This window comes from Streptomyces sp. NPDC060194 (assembly GCF_042728285.1).
In the GTDB taxonomy this organism is placed as follows: domain Bacteria; phylum Actinomycetota; class Actinomycetes; order Streptomycetales; family Streptomycetaceae; genus Streptomyces.
In genome coordinates, this window is sequence record NZ_JBHWZH010000079.1 from 1 (window position 1) to 11837 (window position 11837).

Here is an 11837-nt window from a genome sequence, read left to right on the forward strand (position 1 = left end):
CCCCGCTCACCAGCGGGTGCCGGGCCCTTCGCACGTCCGGGCGCCTACGAGGGGCGGGCCGTCGCCGTGCGCGGCGCGCGGTCCGCGTGGGGCGGACGGCGGCTGCCGGTGGGGGTGACCGGGGTCCGCTCGGAACGGGCGGTGTGCGTACGGGAGGCGTGCGCCGCCGTACGGGTGGCCGTGACCGCCGCCTGGGCGTGACCCGCTCCGGCCGGCTCCCCGAGCTCCTTCTCCGCGAGCGCGCCGCCCGTCGTCGGGACGACCCCCTCGGGCGGGAGTTCCGCGGACAGGTCCTGCGAGAACACCACCGGTGCGGGCGCGGACCCGGCGGCCGGGACGCGCACCCCCGTTCTGCGGGTCCGCCACCGCTCCCTCAGCGCGAAGACCCGCGCCTCCGTCCGGGCGATCAGCGGCTCGAACCAGGGCAGGGCCAGCAGGATCAGCAGGCCGGCCGCCCAGCCGAGCAGCACGTCGCTCAGCCAGTGCGTCCCCAGATAGACCGTCGAGAGGCCGACGCTGAGCGCGATGACGGCGGAGACCGCGGACAGGTACCTGCGGGTGCGGGGCGTCGCGGCCAGATAGGCCAGAATTCCCCAGGTCACCACGGCGTTCGCCGTATGACCCGAGGGGAATATGTCGCCGCCCATGTACATCTCGTTGGACCCGATCTGGGTCGCGTAGTGCGGGCCGAGCCGCCCCATGCCGATCTTCGCCGCGCCGACGGTCACGTTGAGCAGGAGCAGAGCGACCCCGAGCGCGAGGAGCGGGCGGACGGTGTGCTGCCGCCAGGAGCGCCAGCCCAGCCAGGCCGTGACCATCACCGCCGTCGGCCCGCGCTGCCCGAGGACCACCAGGTAGTCCACGAAACCGTGCACGCCCGGCCACTGCTCGTAGGGGCGGAAGAGCATGACCTTCCAGTCCACCGCGACCAGCCACGAGGTGATCACCACGGCGACCACGATGGCCACGTAGAAGGCCAGCGTCGACCCGAACAGCACCTCGCGGTGGCGACTCATGCGCGGGATCGCCACCTGCGGCGGCTCCGGCTCACGGTCGAGGCGGGCGAAGAGCCGCTCCGTACGGGTGACGTTTCGGTTGGTACGCACTCAATCGACGGTACAGCGGTCGCACGACGGGCCCGACCGGAATCGGATCTTCGTGATGACGATGTGATGTGGAGTAGGTCTCACGTTCACCGCAATTCCCTCCGATTCGGCAAAGCGTCACGGGCGGCGAGAAGCACCGCGGAGAGACAGTCGCATTACCGCATTGTCCCGAGTTCCCGGGGCTATTCTGCGCAGCCGCGGCCCCTCCCGGCAATCCGGTGCCGGAGGGACGCACCCCGGCCCGCCACCCGGACCGCGGGGGGACGGGTGCCCCGGGCGGCGTGTCCTATGCCACACCTCCGACCTGCCGGGATGAGAGGTCGGCCACCCGCTCCGAGGGAGGACTCGCGTACTGTGGCGGATCATCTCGCCCGTCGACGCCGGGCCGGAGCGGCAGCCGCTCCTGTGGCCCGCCGAGCGCGAGGATCTCTTCGGGAGGTACACGGATGTCCGGGACGACCAGCGCGGGCGCGCGGCCGCGCGCCGCCGGCGGTGCCAACCGCTGGGTCGTCCTGTTCGTCCTCTGCGTCAGCCTCCTCGTCGTGGCCCTGGACTCGACGGTGCTGCACGTCGCCGTCCCGGCCGTCACCGAGGACCTGCGGCCGCGCGCCGCCCAGCTGCTGTGGATCGTCGACGCCTACCCGCTGATCTGCGCCTCCCTCCTCATCCTCTTCGGCACCCTCGGCGACCGGGTCGGCCGCCGGCGGGTGCTGCTCCTCGGCTTCGGCCTCTTCGGGCTCGCCTCCGCGCTCGCCGCCTTCGCCGGCACCCCGGGGACCCTGATCGCGGCCCGCGCCCTCCTCGGCGTGGGCGGCGCGATGATCATGCCGGCCACGCTGTCGATCCTGCGGGACGTCTTCCCCGACCGGCGCGAGCGCGCGACCGCGATCGGCATCTGGACGGCCGTCGCGGCGGTCGGCGCGGCCACCGGTCCGGTGCTCGGCGGGTTCCTGGTCCAGCACTTCTGGTGGGGCTCGGTCTTCCTGATCAACCTGCCGCTGATGGCGGTCATGCTGCCGGTGGGCCGCCGGCTGCTCCCGGAGTCGCGGGGCGACGGGGCCGGGCCCTGGGACGTGGTCGGCGCCCTCCTGGCCGCGGCCGGCGTGCTCGGCGTGGTGCTCGGCGTCAAGCGGATGGGGGTGGGGCACGACGTCCTCGCGCCGGCCGCGCTCGCCCCGCTGTGCGTGGGCGCCGCCCTGCTCGTGCTGTTCACCCGGCGGCAGAAGCGGCGGACGCACCCGCTGATCGACATCGGGATGTTCTCCCGGCCGGCCTTCGCCACCTCCGTCGGCTGCATCGTGCTCGCCATGCTCGCGCTGGTCGGCCTGGAGCTGATCGCCGTCCAGTACCTGCAGCTGGTCCTCGGGCTCGGCCCGCTGGAGACCGGCCTGCGGCTCCTCCCGCTGACCTTCGCGGCGATGGCGGCGGGCGCGCTCGGCACGTACGTCCTGCGCGGGCTCGGTCCGCGGCGGATGGTCGGCGCGGGCTTCGTGCTCACCGCCCTCGCCGTGCTCGCCCTGACGGCGATGGGGGAGTACGACCGGCCGTGGCTGCTGACCGCCGGGTTCGTCCTGCTCGGCTTCGGCCTGCAGACCACGCTCTTCGGGGCGTACGAGTCGATGCTCAGCGAGGCGCCCCCCGGTGACGCCGGCGGGGCCGCGGCGATCGGCGAGACCTCCTACCAGCTCGGCGCGGGCATCGGGATCGCGCTGCTCGGCAGCGTGATGAACGCCGCCTACTCCCGCGGCCTCGACGCGGTCAGCGCCCCGGGCTGGGCCAAGCAGGGGGCGACGAACTCGCTCGGCGAGGCCTACCAGGTGGCCGGGCGGCTCGGCGGCTCGGCCGGCGACGCGCTGCACGAGGCGGCGCGCGCCGCGTTCGTCCACGGCCTGCACGTGACCCTCCTGGTCAGCGCCGGGCTGCTGCTCCTCGGCGCGCTGGCCGCGCTGCGGCTGCCGCGCGCGATGGACTGCGGTTCGCCGCTCGCGGGGGAGCGGTGCCCGGGCGGTGTGGAGCGGCCGGCGGCGGCCGAGGCGGCGGAGCCGCCGCAGGGCGTGGGCCGGCAGCGGACGCACGGGTCGGGGAGCCGGGTGTGACCTCGGGCCGGGGGCCCGGGTGTGACGTACGGCGCGGCGGCCCGGTCCGGGCTGGACGTGCGGGACACCCGGTCGTAGCCTCGGCAGCGTCCGATTAACGAGCGGTGCTAGTTTTCCGCCGGAGGCCCTGATGCCCGCGTCCCCCCTGCCCCCGTTCGACCCCGCCGACCCGCTCGGCATCGACGACCTGCTCGACGCGGACGACCTCGCGATCCGCGACACCGTGCGCGCCTGGGCCGCCGACCGGGTGCTGCCGCACGTCGCCGAGTGGTACGAGAAGGGCGAGCTGCCCGTCATCAGGGAGCTCGCGAAGGAGCTCGGGGCGCTCGGCGCGCTCGGGATGTCCCTGGAGGGCTACGGCTGCGCGGGCGCGAGCGCCGTCCAGTACGGGCTCGCCTGCCTGGAGCTGGAGGCCGCGGACTCCGGGATCCGCTCGCTGGTCTCCGTGCAGGGCTCGCTCGCGATGTACGCCGTCCACCGGTTCGGCTCCGAGGAGCAGAAGCAGCGCTGGCTGCCCGCCATGGCCGACGGCTCGGTCATCGGCTGCTTCGGCCTGACCGAGCCCGACCGCGGCTCCGACCCCGGCGACATGACGACCCGCGCCCGCCGCGACGGCTCGGACTGGATCCTCGACGGCCGCAAGATGTGGATCACCAACGGCTCCGTGGCGGGGGTGGCGGTGGTCTGGGCGCAGACCGAGGACGGCATCCGGGGCTTCCTCGTCCCGTCCGGCACCCCCGGCTTCTCCGCCCCCGAGATCCGGCACAAGTGGTCCCTGCGGGCCAGCGTCACCAGCGAACTCGTCCTCGACGGCGTCCGGCTGCCCGCCGACGCCGTCCTCCCCGGGGCCACCGGACTGCGCGGCCCGCTGAGCTGTCTGAGCCACGCCCGCTACGGGATCGTCTGGGGCGCGATGGGCGCGGCCCGCTCCTCGCTGGAGACGGCGATCGCCTACGCCAAGGAGCGCGAGCAGTTCGGCCGGCCCATCGGCGGCTTCCAGCTCACCCAGGCCAAGCTCGCCGACATGGCCGTCGAGCTGCACAAGGGCCTCCTGCTCGCCCACCACCTCGGCCGGCGGATGGACGCGGGGAGGCTCCGCCCGGAGCAGGTCAGCTTCGGGAAGCTGAACAACGTGCGGGAGGCGATCGAGATCTGCCGCACCTCGCGGACGATCCTCGGCGCGAACGGCATCTCGCTGGAGTACCCGATCATGCGGCACGCCACGAACCTGGAGTCGGTGCTGACCTACGAGGGCACCGTCGAGATGCACCAGCTGGTGCTCGGCAAGGCGCTCACCGGGCTCGACGCGTTCCGGTAGGCGCGTCGTCGCGGTGCCGCGCGCGGGGCGGGGAGCCCGGGGCCGCTGCCCCGGGCTCCTCGGCCGGGGCGGGCCCGCTGCGGCCGCCCCGGATCAGCTCTGGTTGAAGAACCCGCCGCTCGCGCGGCCGGTGGACTCCCCGCTGACGATCCGGTAGTCGGCGGGGGTGAGCAGGAAGACCCTGGTCGCCACGCGCTCGATGGAGCCGCGCAGCCCGAAGGTGAGCCCGGCCGCGAAGTCCACCACGCGCTTGGCGTCGGCGGCGTCCATGGCCGTGAGGTTGACGATGACCGGGACGCCGGCGCGGAAGTGCTCGCCGATGCCGCGGGCGTCGCGGAAGCCGTCGGGGGTGATGGTGGCGATCCGCCGGCCCTGCTCGACGGCGGCCTCCGCGGCCACCTGGATGCGCGGATCGGTCTTCCAGAGTTCGGCGGAGCCGCCGGCCGCACCCGCTCCGGCCCGCGCCGAGTCGATGCCGCGGACCCGGCCGCGGCCGGTCTCGGGCTCCTCGGTGTAGTCGTCGTCGTAGTAGCGGTTGTCGTCGGCGTTGTCGTCGTAGCCGTCGACCAGACCCAGCCAAGCACTCGCCTTGCGCACCGATCCCATGGACGCCTCCTCTCGCAGCGGATTCCTTGCGTGCTGCATCCCTGTCCCTATGGTCGTCCATGATGCGGATGACGCGCCAAGTGGATAGTCGCCGCGCGGGGTTTTCGTGACGGTACTGGTGCAGAACGTACGCGCGATCCTCAAGGCAGCACTGGGGGACGGATGCTGACGGACCGGAAAACCCTACCAATATGATCACGTCGCTCCGTCCGGGTGACGGGCGCCCGCGTACGGGTGAACGCCCGTGCCCGGTACCATGCGGCTCGCTCTTGCCGTACGACATCACGGGGGATACGTGTTCGGCATCGTTCGACCCTGCTCGCACCGTCTGACCGAGGGTCTGAAAGGCCAGTGGACCGCCCATCTCTGCGGGCTCTGCCTCGCGCTGCGCGCCGACCACGGGCAGTTCGCGCGGGTGGTCACCAACTACGACGGACTGGTCGTCTCCGTCCTGACGGAGGCTCAGTCGGAGCCCGACCCGGCCCTGCGCCGGACCGCCGGGCCGTGCCCGCTGCGCGGGATGCGCACGGCGTCGGTCGCGCGCGGGGAGGGGGCCCGGCTCGCCGCCGCCGTCTCGCTGGTCCTGGCCTCGGCCAAGGTCCGCGACCACGTCGCCGACCGGGACGGCCTGCTCGCCCGGCGCCCGGTCGCGGCCGCCGCCCGACGGGTCGCGGCGAGCTGGGACCGGGCCGGCGCCCGGACCGGGGCGGACATCGGCTTCGACACCGCGCTCCTGGTCGACGCGGTCGACCGGCAGGGCCTCCTGGAGGCGACCGCCGGGATCGGGCTCCTGGAGGTCACCGAGCCGACCGAGACCGCCACCGCCGCCGCCTTCGCGCACACGGCCGTCCTGACCGGCCGGCCGCTGAACGCCGCCCCGCTCGCCGAGGCGGGCCGGCTCTTCGGGCGGCTCGCCCATCTGCTCGACGCGGTCGAGGACCGCGCCGCGGACGCCTCCGCCGGCGCGTGGAACCCGCTGACCGCCACCGGCACCACCATGGCCGAGGCGCGGCGGCTCTGCGACGACGCCGTGCACGGTATCGAACTCGCCCTGGCAGAGGTCGAGTTCGTGGACGGACGGCTGGCCCGTGTGCTGCTCACGCAGGAGCTGCGCCAGGCCGTCCGGCGCACCTTCCCTACGGCGGGGTGCGCGCACACCGCGCCCGGACAGGCGCGGGCGCAGTACGGCGACGGAGCCGGCCCCGGGCAGGGCGGCGCGGGGAACCCGTACGGCGGCGGGAGCGGGAACCCGTACGGGGGCGGCGGGAACCCGTACGGCGGGGGCAACCCCTACGGCGGGGGCGGCGCGGGCGGTTCAGGCGGCGACGGATGGCCGCCGGCCGGCGAGCCGTCACGGCCGCCGCGCCGCGGCCTGCTCGCGGGGTGCGCGGTCTTCACCGGACTGCTCTGCACCTGCCGGCTGTGCTGCGCCGACCACTACGAGGGCCCCTGGTCGCGCCGGCGCCGCAAGGGCGCCTGCCGCGGCGAGGCCAAGCGGGAGGCCTGCGAGTGCAGCTGTGACTGCTGCGGATGTGACTGCTGACTGCCTGACGGCGACGGGCGGGCGAAGGACGGGAAGGGCGGCCGGAGAGCCGGCCGGTGACACGGGGAGAGCACGCGAGGGGAGGCGTGTGAGAGCGCGGGGTGGGACGGGAGGGCGCGGCGGGACCGCCCGGGCGTGGACACCGGTGCGGACGGGCCTGGATCAGCTCAACAACAGGAGGAGGACCACACACGACCGAAGTCGATGTGGCTGCGCGTGACCAGCCGCTCCTGTGGATGCATGGCCTCAGTGGAACAGGCATTCGGTGCCGCGTCAACCGAGCTGAGACGAACTGCCCACAGTGCGGACGGCCTTGACAGCCGTCCGCACCGGCCTCGTAAGGTCACAGGGCGGTCCGTGCTGAGGGGCTCGGTCCGCGAGCAGGGCCCGTGTGAGGGCGACCCCGTGTTCTGAGCTGCGCACTTCCACGGAGCCCTCCGCATGTCTGTCCGCACGGACGCCCCTTCCCCTTCTTCCGTCACCGGCCTTTCCGCCACCAGCCGTTCCGCCGTCGGCCACCGGTTCCCGGGCGCGGCCCGATGAGCCGTTCCGCCGCGCGCCGCGCTCCCCGGTCCTCGCTGGTGATCGTCGGCGCGGGCCCGCGCGGGACTGGCTTCCTGGAGCGGTTCGCCGCCAACGCCCCGCGACTCCTGCCCGCCGGCGCCCGGCTCGACATCCACCTCGTCGACCCCCACCCGCCGGGGCCGGGCCGGATCTGGCGGCGGGAGCAGTCGCCGCTGCTGTGGATGAACTCCACGGCCGAGGACGTCACCATGTTCACCGACGAGACGGTGGAGCTGGCCGGACCGGTGAGCCCGGGGCCCACGCTGGAGGAGTGGGCCGGGCTCGACCCGCAGACCTTCCCCGACCGCCCCCGGCAGGGGGAGTACCTGACCTGGGTGTACGAGCGGGCCGTCGCCGCCCTGCCGGCCGGGGTCACCGTGCGCGAGCACCGGACCCGGGCGCTGCGGGTCACCGGGCCGAACACCGGACGGCAGCGGGTGTGGCTGGAGGGCCGCAGCCGGCCGCTGCCCGCCGACGCGGTGCTGCTCACCGTCGGCCACCTCGACGCCGACCTCGACGACGAGCAGCTCGCCCTGGCCGGCTTCGCCCGCCGGCACGGGCTGCTCCACCTGCCGCCCGACTTCACCGCCGACACCGACCTCTCGGCGCTGCCGGCCGGTGAGCCCGTCCTCGTCCGCGGGCTCGGGCTCGCCTTCGTCGACCTGATGATCCTGCTCACCGAGGGCCGCGGCGGGCGGCACGAGGGGGACGTGTACGTGCCCTCGGGGCGCGAGCCGGTCCTGTACGTCGGCTCGCGGCGCGGGGTGCCGTACCACTCGAAGATCGGCTACACCTGGAGTGGTGAACGGCCGCCGCTGCCGCGGTTCTTCGGGCCCGCGGAGGTGGACGCGTTGCTCGCCCTGCCGGGCGGCCCCGACTTCCGCCGGAACGTGTGGCCGCTGGTGGACAAGGAGTTGGGGTTCGCCCACTACCACCGGCTGTTCACCGCCCACCCGGAACGCACCCGGGGGGCGTGGGCGGACTTCGAGGAGCGGTACGCGGCGGGCGAGGCCGTCGAACTGCTGTCGCTGGTAGCCGAGTTCGTGCCCGATCCCGCCGACCGTCTCGACCTCGCCGCCCTCGACCGCCCCCTCGACGGAGTGCGCTTCGCCGACGCGGAGGCCGCGCAGGACGGGCTGCGGGCGTACGTCGAGGCCGATCTCGCCCGCCGGTACGACCCGGCGCACAGCCAGGACCTCGCCGTCTTCCTCGGACTCCTGTCCGTCTACGGCCAGTTGATCCGCCTGGGCGACATCGGCTCCTGGTGGCACGGCTTCTTCAGCTACCTCGCCTCCGGGCCGCCCGGCCCCCGGCTGCGGCAGCTCCTCGCGCTGTCCCGGGCGGGGATCGTCCGGTTCGTCGGCGCGGACGTCGAGATCACCGCGGACGAGGAGCGCGGGGTGTTCCGCGCCGCCAGCCCGAGTGTGCCGGGAGCGGAGGTCGAGGCCCGGGCGCTGGTCGAGGCGCGGCTGCCGCAGCCGACCCTCGCCCGCACCCGCGACGCGCTGCTGCGCGAGCTGCACGCGGAGGGGGAGGCCGCCGCCACCCCGACCGGGCTGCTCGCCGTGGACCCGGCCGACGGCCGGATCCTCGACCGCGAGGGTTGTCCCCACCCCCGCCGGTTCGCGCTCGGACCCTTCACGGACGCCCGTTCCAGCGGGGCCTTCACCCGGCCGCGCACCGGCGGTCCGGCCTTCCGGCAGAACGACGCGACCGCGCGCGCCGCGCTCGTCCTGCTGCGGGAGACCGCCGAGTCCGCGCGCGCCGCCTGAACCGTCGCCGCACCACCCGCCCACCCGTTCCGCCGCGTCCCGCCCGACGCCTCCGCAAAGGACCTCCGATGTCGCTCACCAGCGATCCACCGCTCGACAAGACCCCGCCACCGGGCCCCGAGGTGCCCGACGACCACGCCGCCCTCACCGTCGTCCCCGTCCGCCACCCCTGGCGCTGGGTCGCGGTGGCCGCCACCGCGGTCCTGCTCGCCCAGTTCGTCCACGGCCTGGTCACCAACGCCGGCTGGGAGTGGGACGTCTTCGCCCGGTTCTTCACCGCCGACGTGATCCTCAAGGCCGTCTGGGTCACCCTCCAACTCACCTTCTACGGGACGGTGGTGGGCTTCGCGCTCGGCATCGTGCTCGCGTTCATGCGGCTCTCCGCCAGCCCGTTCCTGAAGACCGTCGCCTTCGGCTACATCTGGGCCTTCCGGTCCATCCCGCTCATCGTCCAGCTGCTCTTCTGGTTCAACCTGGCCTACCTGTACCAGGAGCTGTCGTTCGGGATCCCCTTCGGACCCGGCTTCTTCTCCTTCGACACCATGGGCCTGGTCGGCGCGATGAGCGCCGCCGTGCTCGGGCTCGCGCTGCACCAGGCCGCCTACGCGGCGGAGATCGTGCGCGGCGGCGTCCTCTCCGTCGACCGGGGCCAGCTGGAGGCGGCGGCCGCGCTCGGCATCCCCCGGCTGCGGCAGATCCGACGGATCCTGCTCCCGCAGGCCATGCGCTCGATCCTGCCCAACGCGGCCAACGAGATCATCTCGCTGTTCAAGGGCACCTCGATCGTCTCCGTGATGGCGATCGGCGAACTCTTCTACCAGACGCAGGTCATCTACGGGCGCAACGGCCGGGTCGTCCCGCTGCTGATGGTCGCCACCGTCTGGTACATCCTGCTCACCACCGTGCTCTCCGTCGTCCAGCACTACGTCGAACGCCACTACGCCAAGGGAGCGGCGCGATGAGCGCGCAGCCGGCCACCGCGATGGTGGAGGTCCGCGCCGTGCACAAGAGCTTCGGCGCCACGGAGGTGCTGCGGGGCGTCGACCTCAGCGTCGGACGGGGCGAGGTGACGGTGGTGCTCGGCCCGTCCGGGTCCGGCAAGTCCACCCTGCTGCGCACGATCAACCACCTGGAGAAGGTCGACAGCGGCTGGATCAGCGTCGACGGCGGGCTCATCGGCTACCGGCGCTCCGGCGACAAGCTGTACGAGCTGCGCGAGCGGGAGATCCTGAGGCAGCGCACCCGGATCGGCTTCGTCTTCCAGAACTTCAACCTCTTCCCGCACCTCACCGTCCTGGAGAACCTCACCGAGGCGCCCCTCTCGGCGCTCGGCCGCAGCCAGGCCGAGGCCGCCGCCACCGCCCGGCAGCTCCTGGCGCGGGTCGGCCTCGCCGACCGGGCCGGCGCCTACCCCCGGCAGTTGTCCGGCGGGCAGCAGCAGCGGGTGGCCATCGCCCGCGCGCTCGCTCTCGAACCCGCGCTGCTGCTCTTCGACGAGCCGACCTCGGCGCTCGACCCGGAGCTGGTCGGCGAGGTCCTCGACGTCATCAAGGACCTCGCCCACCAGGGCACGACGATGATCGTCGTCACCCACGAGATCGGCTTCGCCCGCGAGGTAGCCGACCGGGTCGTCTTCATGGACGAGGGCCGGATCGTCGAGCAGGGCAACCCCGCCGAGGTCCTCGACGCCCCGCGCCACGAGCGCACCCGCGCCTTCCTGTCCAAGGTCCTGTGACCCGCCGACCTCTTCTCCTTTCCTTTCCGCACCCGGCACCACCGATCCCAAGGAGCACCGCCATGACGAACCGCCGCACCCTCCTCACCGCGCTCGCCGTCTCCACCGTGTCCGCCGTCCTGCTCGCCGGATGCGGCAACGGTGACGTCTCGCCGGCCGGGAACGAGGTGGTCAAGCCCAAGGGGCAGAAGGGGGCGGGCATCAACCTGAGCCCCGACCAGAACCGCATCCGGGGCAAGGAGGTGGCCGAGCTGGCCGCCCTGGTCCCGGCCGAGGTGCGCAAGCGAGGCACGCTCCGGCTCGGCGCCAGCGCGGACGCCTCGCCGCCGCTCGGCTTCTACGCCACCGACGACAAGACCCGCATCGGCACCGAGATCGACATCGCCACCCTGGTCGCCGACACCCTCGGGCTGGAGATCGAGTTCGAGGCGGTGTCCTGGGAGAACCTCTTCGTCGGCCTCGACAGCGGCAAGTTCGACGCCGTGTTCAGCAACGTCACCGTGACCGAGGAGCGCAAGGAGAAGTACGACTTCGCCACCTACCGGCTCGACAACCTCGCCTTCGAGGCGAAGAAGGGCGCTGACTGGAAGGTCGACGACTACGAGGACGTCTCGGGCAGAACCATCGCGGTCGCCTCCGGCACCAACCAGGAGAAGATCCTCCTCGACTGGAGCGAGCGCAACGAGAAGGACGGCCGCGAGGGCGTCGACATCAAGTACTTCCAGAAGGACACCGACTACTACCTGGCCCTGCAGTCCGGTCGGATCGACGCCTACCTCGGCCCGAGCCCGTCGGCCGCCTACCACGTGGCCTCCGCCGGCCAGTCGGAGATCATCGGCAACCTCTCCGGGGGCGGCGAGGAGGTCCAGGGCAAGATCGCCGCGACCACGAAGAAGGACAGCGGCCTGGTGAAGGCCTACGCGGGGGCGCTCGACCACGTCATCGAGGACGGCAGCTACGGCAAGGTCCTGGGGCGCTGGGGGCTGACCGCGGAGGCGGTGGAGAAGTCCGAGATCAACCCGCCCGGCCTGCCCAAGCCCAAGGCCTGATCCCTTCGGCGGGGCGCCGCATCCGGCGCCCCGCCCCCACCGAGAAAG

At 73.5% G+C, this 11837-nt stretch carries 9 protein-coding genes; 7 read left to right on the top strand and 2 right to left on the bottom strand.

Annotated features, from left to right (window positions below; genetic code table 11):
* Positions 1-44: 44 nt before the first annotated feature.
* A complete protein-coding gene (locus ACFWEG_RS18240; protein ID WP_387216180.1) occupies positions 45-1106 on the bottom strand; it encodes a phosphatase PAP2 family protein in 1062 nt (353 codons plus the stop codon).
* 446 nt (positions 1107-1552) lie between these two features.
* On the opposite strand from ACFWEG_RS18240, the gene ACFWEG_RS18245 reads away from it, so the two are divergent.
* Complete coding sequence (locus ACFWEG_RS18245) at positions 1553-3202, top strand: MFS transporter (protein ID WP_387216182.1); 1650 nt, start codon at positions 1553-1555, stop codon at positions 3200-3202.
* Between the two features lie 130 nt (positions 3203-3332).
* Entirely contained in the window at positions 3333-4520 is a 1188-nt protein-coding gene (locus tag ACFWEG_RS18250) for an acyl-CoA dehydrogenase family protein (protein ID WP_387216184.1), read from the top strand.
* A 93-nt stretch (positions 4521-4613) separates the two neighbouring features.
* Here the strand turns inward: ACFWEG_RS18250 and ACFWEG_RS18255 are convergent, their stop codons facing one another.
* Complete coding sequence (locus ACFWEG_RS18255; protein ID WP_387216186.1) at positions 4614-5126, bottom strand: cell division protein SepF; 513 nt, start codon at positions 5124-5126, stop codon at positions 4614-4616.
* 295 nt (positions 5127-5421) lie between these two features.
* Between ACFWEG_RS18255 and ACFWEG_RS18260 the strand changes: the two genes are divergently transcribed.
* The 5 genes from ACFWEG_RS18260 (at position 5422) to ACFWEG_RS18280 (ending at position 11789) form a co-directional block, all read left to right on the top strand.
* The gene (locus tag ACFWEG_RS18260) at positions 5422-6669 is read left to right on the top strand and encodes a DUF5685 family protein (RefSeq protein ID WP_387216188.1); all 1248 of its coding nucleotides are present in this window, start codon (positions 5422-5424) and stop codon (positions 6667-6669) included.
* Positions 6670-7208: 539 nt separating this feature from the next.
* Positions 7209-9005: an FAD/NAD(P)-binding protein gene (locus ACFWEG_RS18265; RefSeq protein WP_387216190.1), complete on the top strand. Its 1797-nt coding sequence runs from the start codon at positions 7209-7211 to the stop codon at positions 9003-9005.
* 68 nt (positions 9006-9073) lie between these two features.
* Entirely contained in the window at positions 9074-9967 is an 894-nt protein-coding gene (locus ACFWEG_RS18270; RefSeq protein ID WP_387216192.1) for an amino acid ABC transporter permease, read from the top strand.
* Positions 9964-10740, top strand: coding sequence for an amino acid ABC transporter ATP-binding protein (locus tag ACFWEG_RS18275; RefSeq protein WP_387216194.1), 777 nt, complete (start codon positions 9964-9966; stop codon positions 10738-10740). The genes ACFWEG_RS18270 and ACFWEG_RS18275 overlap by 4 nt, the downstream gene beginning before the upstream one ends.
* 62 nt (positions 10741-10802) lie before the next feature.
* The gene (locus tag ACFWEG_RS18280) at positions 10803-11789 is read left to right on the top strand and encodes an ABC transporter substrate-binding protein (protein ID WP_387216196.1); all 987 of its coding nucleotides are present in this window, start codon (positions 10803-10805) and stop codon (positions 11787-11789) included.
* Positions 11790-11837 lie beyond the last annotated feature (48 nt).